The organism is Paraburkholderia aromaticivorans, from assembly GCF_012689525.1.
Lineage (GTDB): Bacteria > Pseudomonadota > Gammaproteobacteria > Burkholderiales > Burkholderiaceae > Paraburkholderia > Paraburkholderia aromaticivorans_A.
The window spans coordinates 920291-944808 of record NZ_CP051515.1; the positions used below are offsets into that span (position 1 = coordinate 920291).

General features: G+C 60.8%; 22 protein-coding genes and 4 pseudogenes. 11 read left to right on the forward strand and 15 right to left on the reverse strand.

The annotated features are described in order from the left end of the window. Positions 1 to 3 precede the first annotated feature (3 nt). The 7 genes from HF916_RS15960 to HF916_RS15990 all read left to right on the forward strand — a co-directional run bounded on the left by HF916_RS15960 (position 4) and on the right by HF916_RS15990 (position 8828). Positions 4 to 1605, forward strand: coding sequence for an efflux transporter outer membrane subunit (locus tag HF916_RS15960; protein ID WP_168789871.1), 1602 nt, complete (start codon positions 4 to 6; stop codon positions 1603 to 1605). Between the two features lie 376 nt (positions 1606 to 1981). After that, entirely contained in the window at positions 1982 to 2821 is an 840-nt protein-coding gene (locus HF916_RS15965; RefSeq protein WP_168792033.1) for a MetQ/NlpA family ABC transporter substrate-binding protein, read from the forward strand. A 43-nt stretch (positions 2822 to 2864) separates the two neighbouring features. Then, a complete protein-coding gene (locus tag HF916_RS15970) occupies positions 2865 to 4259 on the forward strand; it encodes an LLM class flavin-dependent oxidoreductase (protein WP_168789872.1) in 1395 nt (464 codons plus the stop codon). A 15-nt stretch (positions 4260 to 4274) separates the two neighbouring features. Further along, positions 4275 to 5435 carry a methionine ABC transporter ATP-binding protein gene (locus HF916_RS15975; protein ID WP_168789873.1) on the forward strand — a complete coding sequence of 387 codons (1161 nt, stop codon included), beginning with the start codon at positions 4275 to 4277 and terminating at the stop codon, positions 5433 to 5435. Beyond that, positions 5428 to 6084 (forward strand): methionine ABC transporter permease, encoded by a 657-nt coding sequence (locus tag HF916_RS15980; protein ID WP_168789874.1) that lies wholly within the window; start codon positions 5428 to 5430, stop codon positions 6082 to 6084. The genes HF916_RS15975 and HF916_RS15980 overlap by 8 nt, the downstream gene beginning before the upstream one ends. A gap of 152 nt (positions 6085 to 6236) precedes the next feature. Continuing rightward, complete coding sequence (locus HF916_RS15985) at positions 6237 to 7439, forward strand: acyl-CoA dehydrogenase family protein (RefSeq protein ID WP_168789875.1); 1203 nt, start codon at positions 6237 to 6239, stop codon at positions 7437 to 7439. A gap of 60 nt (positions 7440 to 7499) precedes the next feature. Continuing rightward, positions 7500 to 8828: an Nramp family divalent metal transporter gene (locus HF916_RS15990; protein ID WP_168789876.1), complete on the forward strand. Its 1329-nt coding sequence runs from the start codon at positions 7500 to 7502 to the stop codon at positions 8826 to 8828. 140 nt (positions 8829 to 8968) lie between these two features. Here the strand turns inward: HF916_RS15990 and flhC are convergent, their stop codons facing one another. The 7 genes and pseudogenes from flhC to HF916_RS16025 form a co-directional block, all read right to left on the reverse strand. Beyond that, positions 8969 to 9538, reverse strand: a complete 570-nt coding sequence (flhC, locus tag HF916_RS15995) for a flagellar transcriptional regulator FlhC (RefSeq protein ID WP_007177883.1) — start codon at positions 9536 to 9538, stop codon at positions 8969 to 8971. A gap of 14 nt (positions 9539 to 9552) precedes the next feature. Next, positions 9553 to 9873, reverse strand: a complete 321-nt coding sequence (gene flhD / locus HF916_RS16000; RefSeq protein ID WP_007177882.1) for a flagellar transcriptional regulator FlhD — start codon at positions 9871 to 9873, stop codon at positions 9553 to 9555. Positions 9874 to 10401: 528 nt separating this feature from the next. Next, positions 10402 to 10542 (reverse strand): annotated as a pseudogene (locus HF916_RS16005) (YeeE/YedE family protein); the annotation flags it as partial. A gap of 165 nt (positions 10543 to 10707) precedes the next feature. Then, positions 10708 to 11592 carry a phosphatidylinositol-specific phospholipase C gene (locus HF916_RS16010; protein WP_431311426.1) on the reverse strand — a complete coding sequence of 295 codons (885 nt, stop codon included), beginning with the start codon at positions 11590 to 11592 and terminating at the stop codon, positions 10708 to 10710. A 58-nt stretch (positions 11593 to 11650) separates the two neighbouring features. Further along, a complete protein-coding gene (locus HF916_RS16015) occupies positions 11651 to 12502 on the reverse strand; it encodes a carbohydrate ABC transporter permease (RefSeq protein ID WP_168792034.1) in 852 nt (283 codons plus the stop codon). After that, on the reverse strand, positions 12502 to 13371 hold the full coding sequence (locus tag HF916_RS16020; protein ID WP_168789878.1) for a carbohydrate ABC transporter permease: 870 nt from the start codon (positions 13369 to 13371) through the stop codon (positions 12502 to 12504). Before HF916_RS16020 ends, HF916_RS16015 begins: the two co-directional genes overlap by 1 nt. 28 nt (positions 13372 to 13399) lie before the next feature. Beyond that, complete coding sequence (locus HF916_RS16025; RefSeq protein ID WP_168789879.1) at positions 13400 to 14656, reverse strand: ABC transporter substrate-binding protein; 1257 nt, start codon at positions 14654 to 14656, stop codon at positions 13400 to 13402. A gap of 600 nt (positions 14657 to 15256) precedes the next feature. Here HF916_RS16025 and HF916_RS16030 point away from each other — a divergent pair. The 4 genes and pseudogenes from HF916_RS16030 (at position 15257) to HF916_RS16050 (ending at position 18488) form a co-directional block, all read left to right on the forward strand. Continuing rightward, positions 15257 to 16063 carry a transglutaminase-like domain-containing protein gene (locus HF916_RS16030; protein WP_168789880.1) on the forward strand — a complete coding sequence of 269 codons (807 nt, stop codon included), beginning with the start codon at positions 15257 to 15259 and terminating at the stop codon, positions 16061 to 16063. A gap of 249 nt (positions 16064 to 16312) precedes the next feature. Continuing rightward, positions 16313 to 16777 (forward strand): response regulator, encoded by a 465-nt coding sequence (locus HF916_RS16035; protein WP_168789881.1) that lies wholly within the window; start codon positions 16313 to 16315, stop codon positions 16775 to 16777. A gap of 219 nt (positions 16778 to 16996) precedes the next feature. After that, a pseudogene (locus HF916_RS52055) lies at positions 16997 to 17404 on the forward strand (DEAD/DEAH box helicase); the annotation flags it as partial. A gap of 211 nt (positions 17405 to 17615) precedes the next feature. Further along, the gene (locus HF916_RS16050; protein ID WP_240975558.1) at positions 17616 to 18488 is read left to right on the forward strand and encodes a YihY/virulence factor BrkB family protein; all 873 of its coding nucleotides are present in this window, start codon (positions 17616 to 17618) and stop codon (positions 18486 to 18488) included. 109 nt (positions 18489 to 18597) lie between these two features. Here HF916_RS16050 and HF916_RS16055 read toward each other — a convergent pair whose 3' ends face one another. From HF916_RS16055 to HF916_RS16090, 8 genes and pseudogenes are all read right to left on the reverse strand, one after another. Further along, the gene (locus HF916_RS16055) at positions 18598 to 18960 is read right to left on the reverse strand and encodes a hypothetical protein (RefSeq protein ID WP_206001896.1); all 363 of its coding nucleotides are present in this window, start codon (positions 18958 to 18960) and stop codon (positions 18598 to 18600) included. 65 nt (positions 18961 to 19025) lie between these two features. Further along, positions 19026 to 19781 (reverse strand): alpha/beta hydrolase family protein, encoded by a 756-nt coding sequence (locus HF916_RS16060; protein ID WP_168789883.1) that lies wholly within the window; start codon positions 19779 to 19781, stop codon positions 19026 to 19028. 276 nt (positions 19782 to 20057) lie between these two features. Further along, positions 20058 to 20459 (reverse strand): phasin family protein, encoded by a 402-nt coding sequence (locus HF916_RS16065; protein ID WP_168789884.1) that lies wholly within the window; start codon positions 20457 to 20459, stop codon positions 20058 to 20060. A 266-nt stretch (positions 20460 to 20725) separates the two neighbouring features. Next, positions 20726 to 21213 (reverse strand): annotated as a pseudogene (locus HF916_RS16070) (manganese catalase family protein); the annotation flags it as partial. Next, the gene (locus tag HF916_RS50940) at positions 21132 to 21647 is read right to left on the reverse strand and encodes a VPA1269 family protein (RefSeq protein ID WP_431311427.1); all 516 of its coding nucleotides are present in this window, start codon (positions 21645 to 21647) and stop codon (positions 21132 to 21134) included. The pseudogene HF916_RS16070 and the gene HF916_RS50940, both read right to left, overlap by 82 nt. Before the next feature lie 850 nt (positions 21648 to 22497). After that, a pseudogene (locus tag HF916_RS16080) lies at positions 22498 to 22752 on the reverse strand (YeeE/YedE family protein); the annotation flags it as partial. Between the two features lie 181 nt (positions 22753 to 22933). Further along, entirely contained in the window at positions 22934 to 23470 is a 537-nt protein-coding gene (locus HF916_RS16085) for a GNAT family N-acetyltransferase (RefSeq protein ID WP_168789885.1), read from the reverse strand. Between the two features lie 73 nt (positions 23471 to 23543). Continuing rightward, a complete protein-coding gene (locus HF916_RS16090; protein ID WP_168789886.1) occupies positions 23544 to 24410 on the reverse strand; it encodes a helix-turn-helix domain-containing protein in 867 nt (288 codons plus the stop codon). Positions 24411 to 24518 lie beyond the last annotated feature (108 nt).

Genomic DNA, 24518 nt, shown 5'->3' on the forward strand with positions numbered 1-24518 from the left:
ATAATGAAACGCTTTGAATCTTTAGGCGGGTGGGGCCGCGCGGCTGCCAGCGGTTTGCTGGTCGCGTTGCTCGCCGCCTGCTCGTTGGAGCCCACGTATAAGCGGCCGGAGGTGGATACGCCGGTTGCGTTCAAGGAAGCGCCTGCGGCGTCGGCTACGTCGGCTGCTTCCGCGCCTTCGGGTGCGTCGGGTGCATCGGCGCAGGACAACGGCACGTGGAAGCAGGCCCAACCCGCCGACGACGCGCATCGCGGCGAGTGGTGGACGATTTTCGGCGACCCGCAACTCAACGCGCTCGAAGAGCAGGCGGCCGCCGCGAATCAGGACCTGAAGGCGGCCGCGGCGCGCGTGCAGCAGGCGCGTGCGGTGACGCAGGCAGCGAAGTCGGACTGGTTCCCGAAGCTCGATGCGGGCTTCGGCCCGACGCGCGAACGGGCTTCGGCGGCGTCGCAACTTCAGCCGGATAGCGTGGGTGGCACCACTGGCACGATCTGGCGCGCGCAAACCACCGCGTCGTACGAAGCGGATCTGTTCGGACGGGTCGGCTCGAACGTGAACGCATCGCGTTCGGACGAACAGCAAAGCGAAGCGCTGTTCCGTTCGGTGCAATTGTCCTTGCAGGCGGATGTCGCGCAGAACTACTTCGAGTTGCGCGAGCTCGATACGGATCAGGATCTGTACCGTCGTACCGTGGCGTTGCGTGAGGACACGCTGAAGCTGGTCGAACGGCGCTTCAAGGAAGGCGATATCGGCGAACTGGATGTATCGCGGGCTCGCAATGAACTCGCGAGCGCGCGTGCGGACGCCGTGGGCGTGGCGCGTCAACGCGCGGCATCGGAACATAGCCTGGCGATTCTGCTCGGCAAGCCGCCGGCGGATTTCTCGTTCGCGGAAGCGCCGCTGGCTCCGATGACGGTGCGTGTGCCGCCGGGCCTGCCTTCGGCGTTGCTGGAACGCCGGCCGGATATTTCGGCGGCGGAGCGCGCGATGCAGGCGGCGAATGCGCGTGTCGGCCTCGCGAAGTCGGCGTTCTTCCCGAAACTCGATATCACCGGCGCGGCTGGATTCGAATCGGCGACGCTCGGCGATCTGTTCAAGTGGTCGAGCCGCGCGTTCCTTCTCGGACCGATTGCCGGCACGGCGTTGACGCTGCCTCTGTTCGACGGCGGCCGCCGCAAGGCGAACCTCGCACAAGCCCGTTCGAAGTATGACGAGGACGTGGCGCAGTATCGTCAGCAGGTGCTGGTGGCATTCCGTGAGGTGGAAGACAACCTGTCCGATTTGCGTTTGCTCGACGATCAGATGCGCGAGCAGAACGATGCGGTTCAGGCCTCGCAACGGGCGGCGCATCTGTCGCGTACGCAGTACACGGAGGGTGCGGTCAGCTATCTGGATGTGATCGACGGCGAGCGGCAGGTGCTGACTTCGCAACTGCAGGCGAGCCATCTGTCGGGCACGCAGGCGGTGGCGACGGTCAATCTGATTCGCGCGTTGGGCGGCGGGTGGGGTGATGTGAAGGCGGCGGATACGGCGGTGGGTGCGGTTGCGCCGGCATCGGCTCCGGTGGCTGCAGTTGCTACCGTGCAGCAGGTGGCGAAGCAGTAAGTTTTTGAGTCACGGATGAGCGGTGCTCGCCGGGCCGCGCGAAAGCGCGGCCCGGCGTTTTTTTGCCCAAATCATTTTTCCCGCTTTCCTTACAAAAATCCCTTCGTAGACCGCCGCTTTGCCGCCCACTATGATGAGTCGCACCTCATCTGGAGAGAGGCGATGACCTGTCCGACCTTCCGCTGTCCGCGCTGACCCCATTGCGCGTCCTGTCGCTGCCACGCGCGGTTTAAGCCGCACGTAGGATTTTCCGTTGCCCGACTTATCCGGCAACGCTGATTACGTCTCGAAGGAACTCCCTTTGTAGGCACTTCAGCGCATGCCGCTGGATCGGCTCGCCTCGAATCAAACCACGCCCGAAACCTACGAGTTCACCATGCGCATTTTTCTATCCACCGTGCAGCGCTTTTTCCACACGCCGGCTGTCTCGCTTATCAGCGCGTTCGGTCTCGCACTCGCGTTGCAGGCCGCGCCCGCTTCGGCGGCCGACTCGCCCACGCTGAAAATCGGCACCGCAACCAGCCCGCAAATCGAAGCGCTCAAAATCGCCGCGCGCGAAGCGAAAGAACAGGGCCTCGACGTGAAGATCATCGAGTTCACCGACTGGAACACGCCGAACGCGGCGCTCGCCAACAAGGACATCGACGTCAACTACTTCCAGCACATTCCGTTTCTCGAGAATGCAAAGAAGCAAGGCGGTTATAACTTCGTCGCGATCGCGCCGGGCACGATCATGAAGATCGGCCTGTACTCGAAGAAGATCAAGCGCTTCGACGAATTGAAAGACGGCGCCACGGTCGCGATCGCCAACGATCCGGTCAACGGTGGCCGCGGCCTGTTGCTGCTGCAACGCGCCGGTCTGATCAAACTGAAGCCGGGCATCGACTATCGCGCGACGACACTCGACATTATCGACAACCCGAAGCATCTGAAGATCGTGCAACTGGAAGCATCGCAACTGGCGCGTTCGCTCGACGACGTCGATCTCGCACAGGGTTACCCGAGTTTCATCAAGCTGGCCGGCACCACCGATCCGAATAGCGCGCTGCTGTTCGACGGCCTGGAAAACAAGAACTACGCGATTCAATGGGTCGTGCGTCCGGAAAGCGCGAACGATCCGCGCATCCGCAAGTTCATCTCGATCTATCAGCATTCGCCGGCAGTGCGCGCCGCGCTCGACAAAGCCTTCGGCAATCTCTACGCCGTCGCCTGGTAACCCGCGCGGTTAGCCGAAACCGGAAAGCCAAAGGAGCCGCACGATGGCGAAGAAAAAGATCCTGCTGAACGCGTTCAACATGAATGCGGTCGGCCACATCAATCACGGGTTGTGGACGCATCCGCGCGACCGTTCGGCGCATTACACCGACCTCGACTATTGGACGAGCCTTGCGCAAACGCTGGAGCGCGGCAAGTTCGACGGGATCTTTCTCGCGGATATCGTCGGCGTGTACGACGTTTATCAAGGCGGCCCGGAAACGCCGTTGCGTGAATCGGTGCAGATTCCGATCAACGATCCGTCGCTGATCGTGCCCGCCATGGCGCACGTGACCAAACACATCGGCTTCGGCGTCACGTCGAATCTGACTTACGAGCCGCCGTATCTGTTCGCGCGGCGCATGTCGACGCTCGACCATCTGACCAAAGGCCGGGTGGGCTGGAACATCGTGACGGGCTATCTGGACAGCGCGGCGCGCGGCATGGGGCTCGCGCAGCAGATCAGCCACGACGACCGCTACGACTGCGCCGACGATTACATGGACGTGGTCTACAAGCTGTGGGAGCAGAGTTGGGAAGACGACGCGGTGGTGCGCGACCGCGCGGCGCGCATCTTCTCGCATCCGGACAAGGTGCATCGCGTGAAGCACGACGGTCCGTACTATTCGATCGACGCGATTCATCTCAGCGAGCCGTCACCGCAACGCACGCCCGTGTTGTACCAGGCGGGATCGTCGAGCCGTGGCGTCGATTTCGCGGCACGTCACGCGGAATGCGTGTTCGTCGGCGGCCAGAACAAGCAGTTGACGCGCTCGATTGTCGACGACATCCGCGCGCGTGCGGTGAGCTTCGGCCGCGCGCCGGACGACATCAAGATCTTCGCGGGCATCACCGTTGTAGTCGGCGAAACCGAGCGGGCCGCGCAGGAAAAATTCGAGGAATACCGCCGTTACGCGAGCGCCGAAGGCGGCATCGCGCATTTCTCCAGTTCGACCGGCATCGACTTCTCGCAATACGAATTGGACGAACCGATCTCCTACGTGAAGACCGAGTCGATGCAATCGGCCGTCGAGGCGATTTCGAAGAAGAGCGTGAGCGGTGTGTGGACCAAACGCAAAGTGCTCGAACAGATGACACTCGGCGGCCGCGCGAAGCCGGTGGTCGGCTCGCCGCAGCAGATCGCGGATGAACTGGTGTCGTGGATCGAGGAAGCGGGTGTCGACGGCTTTAATCTGACGCGCACGGTGATGCCTGAATCGTTCGAAGACTTTGTGAATCTGGTCGTGCCGGAATTGCAGAATCGCGGCGTTTACAAGGAGGATTACGATCCTGCGCCGACGCTGCGCGAGAAACTGTTCGGCGGCGGCCGTGCGCGACTGCCCGACGTACATGCGGGCGCGCAGCATCGCCGCCGGGTGCAAGCCGCCGCGGAAGCGTAAGAGAGGAGCGAAACCATGGCCAATCTTTTTGACGTGCCGCAGTTCATCGAAGACGCGCCGTCTCTCGCCGTCAATCCTGACTCGCACGCAACGACGGCGCAACCCGCAGTGATATTCGACAACGTCGGTAAAGTGTTCGCCGACGCACGCGGCGTGTCGACCGCGGCGCTCGCCAACGTCACGTTGAATGTGGCGCGGGGCGAAGTGTTCGGCATTATCGGCCGCAGCGGAGCAGGCAAGTCGACGCTGTTGCGGCTCGTCAACGGCCTGGAAAAGCCGAGTTCGGGCGCGCTGCGCGTGAATGGCGTGAGCGTCGGTGAACTCGACGAACGCGGACTCGTGGCGTTGCGCCGGCGCATCGGCATGGTGTTTCAGCACTTCAATCTGCTTTCGGCAAAGACGGTGCGCGAGAACATTGCGTTGCCGCTGAAAATCGCCGGTGTGCCGAAAGCGGCGATCGACAAAAAAGTCGATGCGCTACTGGAATTAGTGGGTTTGTCCGCCAAACGCGACGCGTATCCGGCGAGCTTGTCCGGTGGCCAGAAACAGCGCGTTGGCATTGCGCGCGCGTTGGTCACCGATCCGGACATTCTGCTTTGCGACGAAGCGACCTCCGCACTGGATCCCGAAACGACGCAAGCCATTCTCGCGTTGCTGCGCGATATCAATCAGCGCCTGAATCTGACCATCGTATTGATCACGCACGAAATGCAGGTGATTCGTGAAGTGTGCGATACGGTTGCGGTGATCGAGCGCGGCGAGGTGGTGGAGACAGGCCCAGTGTGGCGCGTGTTCGGCGATCCGCAACATGATGCGACACGCGCGTTGTTGCGCACCTTGGTGCATGACTTGCCGATTGACCTTGCGCAACGGATCAAGCCACTGCACGACATTGCGCAAGTGGACGCGCAGATTCTGCTGGACGTGCGTTTCACCGGCGTCGATGCGCGTGAGCCCGATCTCGGTGGCCTTGCGTCGGCGTTGAGTGCCGATGGCGGCCGGGTGAGTTTCGTGCATGGCGGCATCGACCGGATTCAGGGGCACGCGCAAGGGCGCCTCGTGGTGTCCGCGCAAGTGCGCGCGGACGAGGGCAGCACCGTACAGAAACAGATCGCGACGCTCCTCGAACGCGCGCGCCATTACGCCAATCACGTCGAGGTACTGGGCTATGTCTGAGTTGTGGCTTTCCGAACTCGCCGATGCGATTCGCGACACCATCGTCATGGTCGGCGTGTCCGCATTCATCGCGGCCCTGATCGGCATTCCTCTGGCGCTGGTGCTGGTCACGACGACACGCGGCGGCATCTTCGAGAAGCGGGCGGTGAACAGCACGCTCGGTGCGCTCGTCAACGCGTTCCGCTCCACACCCTTCATCATTCTGCTGGTCGCGTTGCTGCCGCTCACGCGTTTGCTGATCGGCACGACGATCGGTGTATGGGCCGCGATCGTGCCGCTCAGTATCGCGGCGATTCCGTTTTTTGCGCGCGTGGCCGAAGTGAGCCTGCGTGAAGTGGACCGCGGTTTGACCGAAGCCGCGCAGGCCATGGGTGCGCAACGCCGGCACATCATCTGGCATGTGCTCTTGCCTGAGGCGCTGCCGGGCATTCTCGGCGGCTTCACGATTACCGTGGTGGCGATGATCGGTTCCTCCGCGATGGCGGGCGCGGTCGGCGCCGGCGGTCTCGGCGATCTGGCGATCCGCTACGGCTATCAGCGTTTCGATACGACTGTGATGGTGACGGTGATCGTGCTGCTGATCGCGATCGTCACGGCGGTGCAGTTCGTCGGTGACCGGTTCGTGCGGCGGCTTGCGCAGCGGGTCTGATCGTATTTACCGCGCGGCTGCTATTTGCATGAAGAATAGCCGTTCACATTTGCTGCGCTCGCATCACCGCCTATCATGCTAGCTACGGCATCGAGCGCCGCAAACGTTCCGCTTGCTGCCGCTCGCCGAACAACTCTTCAAGTGGAAATTGCATGAACGATCCTCGTCATGCCGATGCGTTGCAAACGCCTCAGGCATTCGCTACGCCCGAGGTGCGCGATCTCGCTGGTTTGCTCGACGCGCTGCGCGCCAGTGCCGCGCAGCGCGATATCGATGGCGGCCATGCCGCGCGGGAAAAACAATGGATCGCCGACGCGGGGTTGCTCACGCTCGCGGTACCGCGCGAATTCGGCGGCCTCGGCGCGCGTTGGCCCGATATCTACGAGACGATCCGCAAGATCGCGCAAGTGGACAGCGCGCTCGCGCATCTGCTGGGCTTCACCTGCTTGCAGGTGGTCAGCGTCAATGTATGGGGCAATCCGGAACAACGAGCCCGCTATTTGAGCGGCACCGTCGAAGGACGATGGTGGTGGGGCAACGCCGTCAATCCGCTCGACACGCGACTGGTTGGAAGCGCAACCGATGACGGCGGCTACCTGCTCGACGGCCAGAAGGGCTTTTGCTCCGGCACACGCGGCTCGCAGATGATGACGGTCTCCGCGCACGATCCGCTCACCGGCAAACCGGTGTTCGGCGTGGTGCCGACGACGCGCGAAGGCATCACCGTTCACGAGGACTGGAACCCGATCGGCCAGCGGCAGACCGACAGCGGCAGCGTGTCCTTCACGCGGGTCAAGGTCGAACCCGATGAAGTGATGGTGCGGCCGGACACGCCGCATGCAAGTTTGCGCACGCTGATCTCGCAACAGGTGCTGACCAATCTGTTCGTGGGCATTGCCCAAGGCGCGCTCGACGAAGCGCGCGCCTACGTCACGCGGAACGGCAAGGCGTGGATCTATTCCGGCGTCGACAAGGCCTCCGACGATCCCTACCTGATCCAGCGTTTCGGCGAAATGCGCCTGCAAGCGGTGAGCGCCGAAGCGCTGGCGACGCGTGCGGCCTGGTTGCTGGAAGACGCGTGGCAACAAGGTCCGTCGCTTTCCGCGGAAACCCGTGCGCAGGTTGCGCTCGCCACGTCGGAGGCGAAGATCGTCGCGCACCGCGCCGCGCTCGACGTCAGCGAAAAACTGTTCGATGCCTGTGGCGCGCGCGCGACGCACGCGCCGCTCGCGCTCGACCGTTTCTGGCGGAACGCCCGCGTGCATACGCTGCATGATCCGCTCGACTATCGCGTGCGCGACGTCGGCCGATACGCGCTCACCGGCGCGTTGCCGGAAGTTTCTTTGTACACTTGAGGCGGTTCGCGGCGGCCGGCACGATGCGCCGCGTTTTATCCCCTTCAAGAGATTCCCGGATTGCAGTTCAAACTACCGACCACCGCAACGGCGCCGTTTTGCCCATCCGAGGTGCAAGGCTCGGTGGCCGTCTCGCAAGGCGCGCCTTTCTGGAAGAAGATCCTGCAATTCGCAGGCCCCGGCCTGCTGATCTCGATCGGCTATATGGACCCGGGCAACTGGGCCACCGACATCGAAGCGGGATCGCGCTATGGCTACAGCCTGCTGTTCGTCGTCATGCTGTCGAGTCTCGCGGCGATGGCGCTGCAATGCCTGAGCATGCGCCTCGGCATCGCGACTGGACGCGATCTCGCGGCGTTGTCGAGAGCGCGTTATTCGCCGGGTGTGGCGCGCTTTCAATGGCTGCTCGCGGAACTGTCGATCGTGGCCTGCGATCTGGCCGAAGTGCTGGGCGGCGCGCTCGCTTTCCATCTGCTATTCAAATGCTCGCTGACCACCGGCGTCCTGCTGACCGCGTTCGATACGCTGATCGTGCTCGGCCTGAAGGGTAAGAACTTCCGCGATCTCGAAGCGATCATGCTCGGCCTGATCGCGACCATCGGCGTGGGATACATCATCGAGCTCGCGCTGGTGCAGCCGCATTGGCCGTCGGTCGCACAAGGGCTGATTCCGTCGTGGCAGGCTTTGAACTCGCGCGAACCCATGTATCTGGCGATCGGCATTCTCGGCGCGACGGTCATGCCGCATAACCTCTATCTGCATTCGTCGATCGTGCAGACGCGCGCGGTGAAGCGCGACCCCGTCAGCATCCGCTCGGCGATCGGCATGTCGCGCATCGACACGATCGCGTCGCTGGTGTTCGCGCTATTGATCAACATGGCGATCCTGATTCTTGCCGCCGCGGCGTTCCATGCCACCGGCCACAATCAGGTCACCGAAATCGAAGACGCCTACAAGCTGCTCGCGCCGATCGTCGGCACCGGTTTCGCGGCGGTGTTGTTCGCCGTGACCCTGCTCGCCTCGGGGCAAAGCTCGACCTTCACCGGCACGGTGGCGGGGCAGGTCATCATGGAAGGCTTCCTGAAGCTGAAGATTCCGTGCTGGCAACGGCGCCTCATCACGCGCGCACTGGCCTTGATCCCCGCGCTGATCGGCGTGCAGATGATGGGTAACGGCGCGGTCGGCAAACTGCTGGTCGCAAGCCAGGTCGTGCTGAGCCTGCAACTGCCGTTCGCGCTTTATCCGCTGATCCGCATGACCAGCGACCGTTCGTTGATGGGCGAATTCGCCAACACGCTGCTGACGCGGTTCGTCGCGTGGACGCTGTTCGTGGTGATCAGCGCGGCGAATCTTTGGCTGGTGGTGCAGACGGTGGGACTGGCCGGCTGATCCGGCTTTTCGCCGCGTGCCTGATGCCGGCCGACGGCGCGAATGGGACGAAAAAAAGTCCGCGCTGAGGCGGACTTTCTAATCAAGGCTTCGGTTCGAATCGGGCTGGACCTGCCCTCATCGACTCAGCGGTGCTCCACTCAGGCGGCTTGCGCGATCTGTGCTGCTTCGAGCGCTTCCTGGCGGGCAGCCGCGGCTTTCTTCGTCTTGCCGGCACGCGACGGCGGCTGGCACGCGCCACACACCACGTTATGCTGCAGATCGTGTTTGTGCGCCACGAACTTGCCGGTGCAACGGCAGCATTTGGTCAATTGCAGAATGTCGGCGTCGAAGAAACGCACCAGCGTCCACGCACGCGTCAAGTCCAGCACGGGTTCGGTTTCGCTGTGCTGGCAATGTTCCAGATACAGCCGATACCCTTTGGTCAGCGCGTCCAGATGCGAGCAACGCGCTTCGTTCTTCAGAAACAGGTACGTGTTGTAGAACAACGACGCGTGGATGTTCGCGAGCCACGTCATATACCAGTCCGCCGAAAACGGCAGCATGCCCTTGGGTGGCGACACGCCCTTGACCTCGCGATACAGGCGGATCATGCGGTCGCGCGAGAGCGTCAATTCACTCTCGAGCACTTGCATGCGTGCGCCCAGTTCGATCAGCGCAATGGCGCGGAATACTTCCTGTGCGTCTTCCGTCAGGCTACGCTTGAGCATCGCAGTCACCTCGATTAAGCGAACTGTTCAGCCGGCTGGCCTGCAAGCAGGATCGCCGCGTGAGTCGGTGCCACTGCGGTGTGCTTTGTCGTTTGCGTCAACGCCGACAGCATCGAGTGATCGTTGAAGCGGAAGAAGCACAAAAGCTGATCGGAAGCGGCCAGCTTGACGATCTGCGCGAGCGACAGCCCGGCAAGCAAATCAGCCAGTTCCGACGACAGTCCCAGCCGGAACATACCGACCGGTTTGTCCTCACGCAACATACGTTGCGCAAGCATGATGTAAGACAAATTAATCTCGCGGATTGAATCCAGCGTCTCGCTGCTACGGTCCATTTCTGTTTTTTCCGAAGCCCCGAATTACTATGTCGGCATTTTTTGCCGTTATGTCTTTTGTGCCTCGCCGGAAACGTTGTCCTCCGGCTACGGGTTACCACCTGATACAGATGGCGACCTTTTTGATACATCACGTTACATTTCGTAACAGCTTGGGACGAATTGTATGAAGGGTAAAACAAGAAATCAATCCCTTCTCAAAAAAATATCTCAAAAAGATACATCAAATTTCGGTAACTCTTTCACGGTGCTGTAATAGACCATGCCAAGTGGATTTTCCGCTATCGGAGACATTTGTCTGCTCCATGGAAACCCTTGTACTACGGGCGTTTTGCTTGTTTGTCTGAGGGGAGAGAGCGGGCCGGCTGCGGATCGGTAATTCCCGCTCGACTCGGAAAGGAAATAGAAAGCGAGCGCAATATAGAGCAATAAATACCGCTATCCGGGGCCGCTATGGGGCCAAAACGAAGGTGTAACAGGTTGGTACGGCCCCGGTTACAAACAAGGCTGTATTTGTAACTTCCTACGTTACATCTGGCAGCCGGTGGAGCGAACGCGTTCGACTTCGAGACCGAACGCCGGCCGCAGGCGCGTGCCCAGCACATTCCCGGCAAAGGCCGCGACCAGCCACAGCCAGCCGTGCAAGCTGCCTGACACGATGCCGCTGAATCCCAGTGACGCTAACAATCGGTCCTGATTCTGGAGCGATTTCAGTGAAGCCAGTCAGCGGGCCCACGGTTCAGAAGCTCAGCAATTGAGCATCTATCAAGTCGGGCAGCCTCGTCAGTTGAGACGCGTAAAAAAGGTTGGCGCTTTCCCTGCGCAAAGACGGCCTTATCGGCTCCAGTTGCAGTCGATCAACGCATGAACGTGGCGCCAATCCTTCCAGTCGCAAAAGTCGAGCATCACGGTGCCGCACGTTTCCGAACGACTCGCGAGTCGCTCGGCAAGCTGCTCGTGAATACCGCGATGCTGTGGATCGCCAAGCGCCACGACGACTGGGGGTGCCGCCATGCCCGTGCCGCTGCAAAAGTTGATAACCCAACGTTCCCCGCACAGACTTGGGGCGAGGTCCAGCAGCGAATCGATGGCGCGCCATTTGGAAGCGATCGATATCGGCACCGGCACGCGAAACTCGTCCTGGATGGTGAACGGCGCCGCCACGTTGTCAATATCAAACGTCGCGTTGTCGTGCCAGGCCGTCAGATCCATACCGAGCGGCTTGTCGCTCGTGAAGCGCCGCAGCAGCACGATGCCCCCGCGTACCGTCTGTAGCAGCGGCAGTTCAGCGGCAAGGTGCCAGCGCACATCCGCTCGTTGCCTCACATACCATTCGAAGGTCGCGGCAAAGGTGCGGGTGCAGTCACGCGCGGGCCATTCGTCCTTGACGGACATCACGATGCATTCGCCGGGGTGACGCGCGAGAAACTGACTGCATGTCCGCACCACATCGTCGAAAGTGAGACCCAGCGGAATGCCGCCGTGATGAATCGCAAAGCGATCGCGCTCATGGCGGCAGCGGATGTCGAGGACCCGCACGCCATGGTGCAACTGATCGTCGAGCGTGGCATGCTGCGTGCGCGCTAGCCGGTCATCGACGGTGTAGGCGCAGGTGTCGTGGCTGCCCGGCAAGGTCGGTGCGGAAAGCAATCGGTTGCCATCGATCGCCGACATCCAGTCAGCGGGCGAAACAGTGGGATCGGTCAGGGCAGGGCACAAGAGAACCACTGGATAAGCAAAGCGTCTGCTGCAACCAACGACAGAAGATTGGAGCTCGCTACTTCAACCCGCCCGAAAAGCCCTGCATCAGGTAGCGCTGCACATAACCCGCGAGCACAAGCGTCGGTACTGACGAAATCAGCCCCGCGCTCATCAGTTCTCCCCAGTCGATGCCGTTCTCGGTCACATAGCCCGCCATGACGAGCGGAAGCGTGAAATGACTCGGCGACGAGACGAACAACAGCGCCAGCAGAAACTCGTTCCATGCAGTGATGAACACGAAGATGGCGGTGGCAACGAGACCTGGCGCGCACAGCGGCATGACGATGAAGACGATGCGCTGTGCGAGGTTCGCGCCGTCGAGCGCGGCGGCTTCTTCGAAGTCGATCGGCACGTCGCGCACGAACGGCAGCAACATCCAGATCGCCATCGGCAGCGTGTATAGCTGATACACGAGTATCAGCCCGAACAGGGAGTCGAGCAGATGGAGCCACTTTGCCAGCGAAAACAGCGGTACGGCCACCGCAATCGGCGGCATCAGCTTGAGGGCGAGCACGAGCATCAGGAACACCAGATCGAGCCGCGCCGGAAACGCAAGTCGCGCGAGGGCATAGGCGGCCGGAAAAGCCAGAGCGAGTGCGAGCAACGTGGCGCCCAGCGCGACCCACACCGAGTTCAGTACCGACTGGGCCATGCCGCTTTCCCACACCGCCGCAAAATGCTCGAACGTGGGCGTGGAAGGCCACAAAGCAAGCGGATGAGCGAGGCGTTCCAGCGTGGGCGTGAAGGCCGCGCCAACCATCCATACGCACGGCAGCAGCAACACCGCCAGCGCACCGAGCCGCAATAGACCACGCACCGCGGCACCGGACGAGCGTCGCGCGAATCCCTGCAGGCGCGCGACCGGCATCACCGGTCGCGCTTGACGGCCGATTTCCATATGTATCCCGAGACCAGCACCGCGCAGGTGACGAGCATCAGTACCGAAGCCGCGCTGGCAGGCCCAACGTTGAAGAACCGGAAGCCCGTGTCGTAGATGTACGTCGACAGCGTCTGCGTGGCATTGCCGGGACCGCCGCCCGTCAACGCGTACACCTTGTCGAACAGCTTGAAAGTGTCGATCGACCGCAGCAGCATGGCAAGGGCGATGTGCGGTGCAACGAGCGGCAGCGTGATGTACCGCAAGCACTGCCATTCGTTCGCACCGTCGGTGCGTGCCGCTTCCGCGACTTCAGGTGGAATCGACTGTAGCCCCGCGAGAATGATGAGGAATGCCATCGGCGTCCATTGCCAGACATCGACCAGCATCAGCGACCAGAGCGCGACGTGCGGATCGGATAGCCAGGGCACCCGCGGCAGACCTGCCGCCGTGAGCAACGCATTCAGGAAGCCGTTGTAATTGAGCCAGTTGCGCCAGATGGCGGAGCAGACGAGCGTGGAGAGCATCATCGGCAGCACGGCGAGCGGCAATGCGATGCGCCGGCCCGGAAACGCGCGAACGAACAGTAGCGCGAGCGCGAGTCCGAATAGGACTTCAGCGATCGAGGCGACGATCATGAACTGGATCGTATTGACGAAACTCGTGCCGAACTCGCCGTCCGCAATGACCGATCGATAATTGGCGAGCCCGATGAACGAGCGGTGCCCCGACGCGTAATCCACTGAGAAAAATGAATCGATCAGTACGCGTGCGACCGGGTAGAGCGCCAGCACGCCGAGCACGAGCACGGCTGGGCTCATCAGGACGATCAGCGGCAGGTAACGTCGCGACCGGCTCATCGACCCGTTTCCCCGCTTGCAGGCGCTGTCACTGCGAGACGGCGTTGGCCTGGGCGATCTTCTGCGCGGCCTGATGCAAGGCTGCGTCGGGCGCGGCCTGCCCGGTCAGCGCGAGTTGCAACGCGTCGCCGAGAATCGCCTCGATCTGCTGCCAGTCCTTCACGCGCGGGCGCGCACGGCCCGCTTCGAGCGCCTTGAGCTGGTCCGGATACCAGCGATATTGCTTGACGAGCGCCGGGTTGGCGAAGACGCTCTTGCGCGTCGGCGGAATGCCCAGCACGGCAAGTTGCGTTTGCGTTGCTGACGAAGTCAGATAGGCAAGGAAATCCGCTGCCACTTTCGCATGCGCTGCATCTTTCGCAATGCCCATTTGCCAGATGCCGAGCATCGGCGCCGGCCCCTTGACCTCGCCGGGCGGAGGCTGCAACGCGATCTGGCCGACGACTCGCGACTTCGCCGGATCGTCGAGCGCAGGCAGCCAGGCGGGCCACACTTCGATGGCCTGCGCGGCCGTGCCGCCCTGCAACGCGTCGCGCACTTCGCCGGCGCCATACACATCGACGTCCTTCGGTGCCCACTTCTTGAGGGCGAGGAGCATCTTCAGCGCGGCCAGCGCCTGGGGCGAATCGATTGTGACCTTGCCGTTCGTGTCGACGACTTCTCCACCATACGCCCACAGGATCGGCAGAAAACCGGTGACGACGGGGTTGCCCTTCATGCCGCGAAACACGACAGCCGAAACGTCCTTGTCGGCTGTACCGATGGTCTGTGCGATTTTCAGCACGTCGTCCCAGTTGCGCGGCGGCTGCAGGCCGCGACTCGCCAGCAGATCCTTGCGATAGGCGAACATCTCGACGTTGCCGACGATCGGCATCGCGTACAGGATGCCCGTCGAGGCGCGTCCCAGGGCGATTGTGGAGGGCACCATGTCAGCGTCTGCGAGCGTGGCGGGCAGCGGCTGAAGCCATCCGTTGGCGATGAATTCGGGGGACCAGGTGTCGTCCATCATCACCAGGTCATAGGCGCGCGTGTTTTCCCGCAACGAGAGCTTCAGCTTCTGATAGAGGTCGTTGTTCGGCAGCTTCAGCAACTCGATATCGACGCCCGGGTGCTGTTTCCTGTAGCCGTCCACCGCCTGCGCGAGCCCGCGGCCGTAGATGTCGTCCCGGCCTGCGATCACGAGATCCGCGGCATGGGCTCCAAGTGCGGCGATGGACAGGGAAGCCGCGACAGACGCCGTGCGGAGGCAGGAGAACAGAGTCGTCCACTGGATCATCGAAGCCATGGCTCTCGAATTCCTCTTGGGGATAGGCGTATGCGTACGATAAGTCCAGAGCTACTCACCCCGTTTTTTTCTTCGCGCGCGGAGGCGCGGAAACATAGATGCCAGTTGCGGCGGTGGGGATTGCAGCAAACTATCATGACGAACATGTGTCAGCAATCAGGGTTGGCGCGTAGCGTTCGAATCGGCACGCAGGCAGGATTGCCGCGTTGTCGGCTCCCGCGCCGCGCCCGCCCTCCGCTAGCCATCGCGCGGGTTGAGGCTACAGATTGCAGCGATGCGCATGGGACGAGGGGACTCTCGCTGGCCATGCCTCCGGTCAGCGTTGAAGGCGGTGGATGGTGGTCAATGAGGCTGCCCTGCCGTTCGACGGTCGGGCCGCGCGCCACGGGCCTGTGCTGAGGCAATTACCAACATCTGGTGAATAGGGGAACGGTATGCCGATGGGCCTGCGGCAGTCTTGAGCCCGGCGCTGCGGCGTCCGAGGCCTGAGGCGGGAGCCACTGGGCACGCGATGCTACGTCATCGTGGAACGGTCATTGCTGGAGCTTCGTCGATGGCTTCGGATCAGATCGTTGCAGTGCTGCCGCAAAAGGTGACCAGATGAGACTTCGCGTAGGGTACGAGTTGGTGTACGAGTGTGCGCAATCGACGCCGATGCTTCTAATGCTGAACACGCACAGCTCCCGCGCCGCGGACATGATCGCTCCGGATCACCTCATTACGCATCCGTGGGTTCTGCTCCGGCAGTATCACGACTCGTTCGGCAACCTCTGCACGCGTCTCACGACGCCACCCGGCGTGCTGACGCTGTCTGCGCGCGGCGTATTCGACGTGTCTCCGAATCAGGAGCTATGCGGGGCCAACAACTATCAGAACGCGATCGAAGAGCTACCCGACGAATGCATGATTTTCCTGCTTGGCAGCCGTTACTGCGAGACAGATCTGCTCTCGGAGGCTGCGTGGCAATTGTTCGGCCACACGCCGCTTGGGCGAGCTCGCGTGCAGGCGATCTGCGACTTCGTGCACAACCATATCCGCTTCGACTATAACTGCGCGCGGCCGACTAAAACGGCGTGGCAAACATGGCAGGACGGTGTCGGCGTATGCCGCGACTACGCGCATCTCGCGGTCGCGCTGTGCCGGGCGATGAACATCCCCGCGCGCTATTGCACTGGCTACATCAGCGACGTGGGTCTTCCACCTCCCTACGCACCGATGGACTTCTGTGCCTGGTTTGAGGCGTATCTGGGAAACAAATGGGAAACCTTCGATCCGCGCAACAATGCGCCGCGCACCGGGCGCATCCTGATGGCACGCGGCCGGGATGCCGCCGATGTCGCGATCAGCAATACGTTCGGACCGGTGGCGCTTACCCGATTTATGGTCGTTTGCGAGACAGACGGTTGACGGTTGACCTGTTGTCACCAGGCTTTACTCTTCAACAGACCTGAGGGACGGGCAGCGCCGATGCAGTCCGCCTGGTAGCAATAAAGTCGTGGCGCAAGAATTGGCTTACGTCGCCCGGCCGAAAACCAACACGAAGGCATGTCGTCATCGATCTCTCGTGGCTTTCAACGGGGCAGGGGACGGGAATGGTCGTTGCGGGCGCTTTGGCGAACGCCCTCGTTCCACGTCGCGCCCAACCTAGGTAAGGCCATGAAAACAGACGCAAACAGAGATGCACCACGCCCCACCGAGGGGAATACGGCGCCGCGCGTGTTGGTGGTTGACGATTGTCGCGCTTCCGCAGACGCCCTCAGCGCCTATCTGACGGCGGGCGGCATGGAGGTGCGCGCGGTTTACCACGGTTCAGATGCGCTGAAGGAAGCCAAAAACTGGCGGCCGGAATGTATTGTCCTTGACGTCGCCATGCCGGGTCTTTCGGGGATCGGCGTTGCGACGGCCCTTAGACGTATCGAGGCCACTGCGACAATTCCCCTTCTGGCGTTCACCGCATACGACACAGTCGATCAGCTTCGAGAGATGGAGGAAGTCGGATTCGAGGCGGTCTGCCTGAAGCCGGCGGAATTAAGTCAGCTCGAAAACCTGATTTTACGATTGATGGGGCGAGAACCGCCCGAAGCGTTTCAGGTCGTCGCGGCTCAGTCGCTTGGCGCGTGACCGATTCATGAACGTCATGTCGTCTTCCAGGTCCGCCCTCAGGCCTGCCGGCCTGTAGGCATACGGGTTGCTGGGCATGGTGCTGAACCGCTGCAGCCGGCCGCGCTGCAGAGCAAGCTCGACGCGGCAGGTAGCAGACTGGTTGGCGACAGCACACTCGCTGTCTAAATCCAGCAACGCGACAGCCATCGCGCCTGCCCATCAAAGCAACAGGCACTTATGACCCTCGAACAGCGGCTTCGCAGCATGCGCAAGACGATGCGCGTCATGTTTGGCATCGCGAGATTGCGCGCCGGACAGGAGGACATCATTCGCAGCGTGCTGGAACGGCACGACCCGCTTGCGACGATGCCCACCGACGCCGGAAAGTCACTGTGCGATCAGTTGCCGGCGCTGCGCCTCGATGGTACGGCGCTTGTCGTGTCGCCGCTCATCGCCTTGATGAAGGATCAGGCTGACAAACTGATGGCGGCGAGGGCATGCGAAGCTGCGCAAGATGCGTTCATGTCGGGCGAGACACGCGTAGTGGTGGCCACCAACGCGTTCGGGATGGGCATCGACAAATCCGATATCCGTTTCGGCATTCATTATCAGATGGCGGGCAGCCTCGATGCCTACTATCAGGAAACCGTCGACAAGGCGGTCGAAGACACCTTCCCCGAAGTGACCCACCCGCGACAGGCGGAACGGCCCGGATTGAGTCAGAGGACGACGAAGAAGCCGACGAGGACGAAGCTATTCGGCAACTATTTTCCAGTCTTGGGTACAGGCTCAACGCGCGAGGTTCCGTATGCTGCGTCAAATAAAAAATCAGTCGATCCCGCGCAAGCTAACGCTGATGTCCACCGCGCGGACCGCCATCAGCAAGTTCTCGGACGACCGCTGCTCAATGATGGGCGCGAGCATCGGTTTCTTTTCCGCATTTTCGCTTGCTCCAACGCTACTCATCGTGCTCGCTGTCGCCGGGTGGTTTTTCGGCCCGGACGCCGCCAAAGGGCGGCTCTTTGACCAGGTCAAAGGCGTTCTTGGCAACGACGCGGCGAGCGCGATGCAAACCCTCGTCGAACATGCGCATAGGGCGAGCGGAGGCGGCATTGCCTCTGCGATATCAGTTGCACTTGTTGCCGTCGGTGCTTCGGCAACGTTTTCATCGCTCAACACCGCTCTCGACGTCGTGTTTGCCGCAGAATCGCCCAAAGGTATCGCTGGACTAGCGCTTTTGCTACGCGCGCGACTGATTTCCTTCGGGATGGTCATGGGCCTAGGCTTCCTGCTGGTTGTTTCCCTTGTGCTGGACACAGCCATACAGTTCGCTGGCCGCATGGTTTTTGGTGACTCCAAACTGGTTGTGCTCGCGGCAATAGGTGAATCAGTCTTCGGACTGGTGATACTCGCGATTGGGTTTGCTGCCCTTATCAAGTTGCTGCCGGATGCAAAGGTGCGTTTTCGCCATGCCCTTATCGGAGGTGTGACTGCATCGGTGCTCTTTACGGCTGGGAGGCATCTGTTCGGGTTTTATCTTGCCCATGCGGGCACTGCAAACTCATTCGGTGCGGCAGGCTCTCTTGCCGTACTAATGATGTGGCTATATTTCTCAGCCGTTGTTTTCTTATTCGGTTCGGAGATTGCCGCATCCATCAGGAAGGCATCAGAAGCAACGGGCGAAAAACCTGCCACGGATCCGCGACCTTCTATAGCGACAAGGCGGTGACAGACGCGGTTGGCGCAATCAGGTTGCGGGGTCGTCGATTCAATTCACGCCCGGACAATGACTAGCGCGCGGCCTATTGGATTCACCGTCTTTCCTGTCCGTGACAGACTTACAGCGGCTGCGAATACTTTGGTGCCGCGCGCCGCATCCTTTTCTTCTTCACGGCTGCGGATGCGGAGATGAGAAGGGTTTTAGGCGGCGTCGCTCCGAACAGTGCGTAATGTCGGACCGCAGTTGCGCCCTCACTGTTTGCGCGGGCATCAAGTTTTTCCGCCAATGCCAGCAGAAAACCTTTTAGATGGATGTTTCCATATCGCGTCAGAAAATTCTCGCTCAGCTCTTCGACACATGCTTGCCGCGACGCTGGATACAACATGCTGATAACGTGCGAGGTTCCGACGGACAGCTCCAATAGATACGCAGTTTCAATTTGAGCCGGTGTGAAGCTTTTCCTTTTTACCTGGTTGCCCACGTCTTTTCTCCGTCGACGTATCTCGTGACCAGCTGAACATGTTTCGGAGTGCCGGGCCCTTTCATCTAGAAAAGCTTGGTGACGCAGGTACCTAGCAACGTGCGAAATGTGCCATGCCGGTGCTCGGCAAGAAGGCGAGCCACGACTCGTAGCACGTCCGGATTGTGAACCATGCCCCAATGACTCACGTTCTCCACTTCGATGTTCCGATGGTACTCGGACTCGGTCCCGACGCATCCTTCCCACCCCACGATACCATCCGATGGCGAATATACCGATGTGCAAGGGACCACAGGGCCTATACTCAGCCGCCGGAGCAACGCCTCATCCATCGGCGATACTCCGCCGTTAAGGAGCGTGAAAAGCCATCCGGCATGGGTTGAGTTTGGCTGGTCTGCAAACGGAGTCCCGAGGGTAATGGCCTGCCGTACCAATCGCGGATGTTTTTTCGCGAGTTCGCGAGCGTACACTCCGCCAAGGCTCCAGCCGATTAACGAAACGGTGCGACTATTCCGGTCATATATCTGCCTCAGTTGCCCGCTTAGTAAGTCGAGAAAGCTGTCGAAATCGGTCTCGGGCCATTGGTTGACGCCCTGTTCCCAATCGTGGACTTCGTAGTTCAACTCTCGCAACCTCTCACGCATGCCTTCGGTCGCGTATCCGCTGACACCCAGACCTGGGAAAATGAGAACAGGGTGACCATCACCTGGCGGCAACGGCTCCGATAAGGGAGCAAGGCTTGCAAAGTAATCCGATATGGCGCGAAGGGGTTCCAGCGCGAGAAGTATTGCCGGGGGTGGCGTTAACGCAAGGTTTTCCATCGAATCTCCCGAGGCACCGATATAGGGTCGACTGCGCGGCGACCAAAATTGTCACAACGCATAGGTCCGTGCGTGCGCGTTGCGGACTGCAAAAAAGCACCAGAGGGACGTAGCCAACGTGGCCCGACCAAACTTCATGGGGTGAGCAGCGGTGAGGCTGTGCGGCACAGAACCCGGGCGCTCAATAGATCGCTCCGCGCCACTGTGCGAATCATGCCCACCACGCGGGCTCGCGGCCCACGTGCAACAGCACGAAACCGGTACCCCGATCTGCATTTATTCTGCTTCGACAATGTTGGTACCGAGCGAAGCGTTCTTCGTGAGGTTCTCGACGAATCCCTGTGCGTCACGCTGAAATTGCTGGTACTGGGACGGCGCGGTTGCGGATAGTGCAATCTGAACGCCTGACATGATTTCGTAGACGTGGCGGCTGTATGCCGCGATTTTTTCCGCCGTGGGCTTCGCGAGGCTTGTCGATAACGCAAACAGTTCTTCAGGCTTCGAGGACAACGCCTTAGCCATCAGCGCCTGGTTTTCAGCGAGCGTCGCCTTGACCACCTGAAGATTCAACGCGGTCAGCTTTTCGATGCCATCGAACGCGCTGCTCGAGAGCGCGAATAGCTGCGTGATACCGGCGGTTTGTGTGTCTGCCAAACGTTGGGGGATAAGCGTGTTCATGGATGCTCCAGATAGGGAAGACGACGAGTGCATGAAACTGATGAATTCACGGTCACGCACAGCTGGCAAAGGCTAATTGCTGCGATGCAACAAAATTCATTGTAGGCGGATAATTTTTGAAGTCAATCGTGCCCTTGTAGTTAATCACTTCGGCGCTGACAAATAGTCCGGACCTTATCGGTCAAAATATTTTCAGTAGAACGAATCAGAGGTAAAATATGGCAGATAGGCTATTGGACGGAGCCGCTCCTACGTCGCCAACTATTTCACTTCACAGCTTCTCCCACTCCGAGGTCGGAGCCGGTCGTCGGAGCGGAGGATGTGTCAGACGCCGTACGCGAGGCCATGGCACGAAGAACATCGGCGTCGTCGGCGGACACGTTAATGGTCGTCGAGCCATCGCCACCATCCACTGCCGGTTTCGGCGCATCGACAGATCCCACTCGGGCCCATCTTTCCACGGATCTCGCGGAGAGCCGTCGCTCGCGGACATTTTGTAAAAGACACTTGTAAATTCCGGGACGCCAGGAAGCTTTCCTTGAGGAAAGTTCGGCTGGATAGAGTGAAGCGCTTTTTCGAACGACTTCTGACGAGCGATTTCACGCGTCATCAGGAAGCACAATGTTTCCTTAATGTCCGGGTCATCGGTTACGTTGATCAGTCGTTCGTAGACTATCTTTGCCCGTGCTTCCGCCGCGATGTTGGAGCGAAGGTCTGCGGTAGGCTCACCGATGGTGTCGACATAAGCCGCTGACTATGGAACACCGGAATGGTAACCGTCTCGTATCGCCACGTATTGGTTTCACCGGAGTCGAGAAACCGAACTTGAAATAATCTGAGTGGGATTTCAAGTTTGCAGTAAGGTGCCGTGGCCCTTACAGGCGACCACAGTTCCGTGACGGTCGAGTTTTTGGTGCAGGACTCGGTTTTCCTCGCAGGACGGGTGCGCCAGACACAGTCGGGGTCATCGCGGTTGCGGAAACAGTTTCCTTGAGCCAGCATCGAGCGTAGTTCCTGCATGAAGCGGTAAGGTAGTGTTTCCTTGGGCGGCGCCAAGAGATCGAGCGACTCTCTGCTGTTGGCCGGAATATGCGGAACGGGGTTCTCGAACTCAACGGCGGTCGCGCCATCAGGACTGTCGTGGATGGTGAGTTTCTTATCGATAATCCAGTCGAGGAAATCGTGCACGTGGTTATTAATGTTGAGCTGATGTTCAACGGTTCCATAACCGACAGGCTGTTTGTCTTGCGTACGGGCTGATTCTTCAGTAGTTCCATGAATGAGCCTTTCGGCACGTCTTTACGCAGGAAGACCGCCGGATCGAATTCGGGACCCTGTCGTGGAAGGTAGCGCATCAGAAAATGATCCAGGGCAACGTGGCTAGCTGCCTTACCGTTTGTCTTCGAAGCGAGCGATCGCAGGCGAGGTTGGCCCATTTTTTCCATACGGGCGTCACAAGCCACTATGTAGCGGAACGGCGTGTCCAACGATTTGAAGAGGATCGTTTTGCAAATGCGCTGTACCGGATTCGAAAAATCGCTTCGCCGCACACGATGTCCGTCGTCGGTTGTTTCTGATACGTGTTCCCGCAGGATCCATTGGAAGAAATCGTGCCGGCTGTCATTGAGCGCCTTTCCTCCACTGAGCTTCTCCGGGCCCAGGGTCTTAGCGATGGGGGGCGTGCAAGTGCGTTCAGGAAAAAATCTTCCGGCCTTTTATCGAACTGAATCCTGACGATGTAATCGGCAAAGAAACGCGTCAGGGCACGCCAGGCTGTGCGCCCTTTGCCTTCCTTGCTGTGCCACTCTGCCGCTAGATGTTGCCATGCACGAAACGCTGGATCAATCGCGAGGAGGTCCGCATAGCTCGGATCATATTTTCGCTTTTTTCGGTTGTTCAATGCGGTTTCCGCGCGGAATTGCCGATGGGCGATCCGGATCATTGGATTCGTTAGCTTGACTACGGGATCCGAGCCTTCCTCAATGCCGCACGTTGAATTCGTATTTTCAAGAACCCATTCAAAAAATCGAAAAGCAGGCATCTGGGCGCGCAGGCCGGCGCCGCGGCCGTCGGCGATAAAACCCCGCCACGCCGACGTGAAGCCGAATGCCGCGTGATACAGCGACATGCCGAGCAGGGCGCCGACAAGATAGAGCGCCGCCTGGCGGCCGCCGACGGTTCGCGCCAGATAAACGTCGCCGAGCGCGATCAGTACGAGCGCGGCGCCGAGCGGTTTCGGATTGATATCGAAACGGCGTGGCACGCGCGGAAGCGAAGTGGAGAGGTCGGACATGTGTGAGTTGACTGACAAACGCCGGATCGAGAGCAGCCCGACGGCGGCTGGAAAGCCGTTTTCAGGGCGGGTGTGGCGAAAAGGCAGTCAAAAAAATAGTACGGATCGCGTGCTGTGGCTGGGCGATTGAATGAGCGTGACGGGGCGCGACGTCCGCCGCGCCAGTATCAGCCAGTATCAATTAGATAAACAGCGCCATCAGATCCGCATCATGAAACACGCCGCCGACATTCAGCGCGCCGATCTCGCAGCCATATTTGCGAAACCCAAGCGACTCATACAGTTTTCTCGCAGCTTCGTTACGGCTGCCGACCAGCAACTGGATTTGCCGTAGGCCTTCCACGCGTGAGGCCCGCGCCAGCAATTCGTTGAGCAACGCGCGTCCAACGCCACGGCCCGCGGCTTCCGGCGCGACATACATGCCGATCACGGCAGCTTTATGCCGCTGCTTGTCGCTCGGATTGCGGATCAGGCCGACCACGCCGATCAACGGCGTTCCGGCCGATGCGTAAGCGCCGAGCAAAAAATCGCCTTCAGCCGCACGCGAGCCCTTCAGCATCGCATCGTGTTGTGACGCACCTTTGGCGAGCGCTTCCTCGTAGCTCTGGCCGAACGAATCCGGATGCGCCCTCAGTCCGCGCAGGCGAAGCTGGAAGTAATCGTCGCGGTCGTCGGGACCGAGTTGGCGTACGAGTACGGCGTTGTCGTTCAAGTGCATCTCTCCGCGTCAATCTGGCGAGTGAAAGGACATGGGCTTAACGCAGCAGTGTGCCTCGTCTTCTACCATCAGGCTACGGTTGGCGTGCCGCTTCGGCGCGCTGGCTCTCGCCGAATTCGCGCAGTGCCGCCGCAGTTTGCTGATCGGCCGGAAAGAACGCTTCGATGGCGAGTTCCGAGAGCGTCACGTCGACCGGTGTACCGAATACCGTGGTCGTGCTGAAAAACGATAGCACGCCGATCGGCGTGCGCAGCCGCAACGGCACCGCGATCTGATTGGCGGCGGCGTTGTCGTGCCCGGCCGCTTCCGCGTCCGGCGGCGCGGGATAGGCGGCCAGTTCGTCGCGCAACGCGCTCAGCGTGCTGTCGCCGCTCACGTCGATTTGCCGCTGCAGCCGAGCCAGAATGTGCTCGCGCCAGGCATGCCAATTGACGATCGACGCCGCGATGCCCTCCGGATGCAAGCTCAGGCGCAGTGCATTGACCGGCGGCTTCAGCAGTTCCGGACTGGCGCCGGTCAGCAGAGGCGCGAGCGCATTGTTCGCGGCAATGATGGTCCAGTGCCGGTCGATGGCGAGCGCCGGGTAGGGCTCGTGTCCCTTCAGCACCAGTTCGACGGCCTCGCGCGCCGCGGCCAATTGCGGATCCGATAGCGGACGCTCGCGGAACAACGGCGCATAACCAGCCGCGACCAGCAGTGCATTGCGCGCGCGCAGCGGCACGTCGAGCCGTTCGGCAAGATGCATGACCATTTCCCGGCTCGGCACCGCGCGACCTGATTCGACGAAGCTCAAATGCCGGGTCGAAATATCGGCTTCAGCCGCAAGCAGCAACTGGCTCATTCTTCGCCGCTGGCGCCATTCACGCAGCAGATCGCCGACCGTGCGGCTGGCCGCCGACGCATGCGACGGGATGGTTTGCGCAAGAGAGAGTGTGTTCATGCCACCGATGATAGCCAAACCGCGCTAGCCATCCATTACCTGGGAGGTAATGGAATACCCCCAAATACACCCGGCCAGGCCTACGAAACCCCGGAAACATTCCTGACA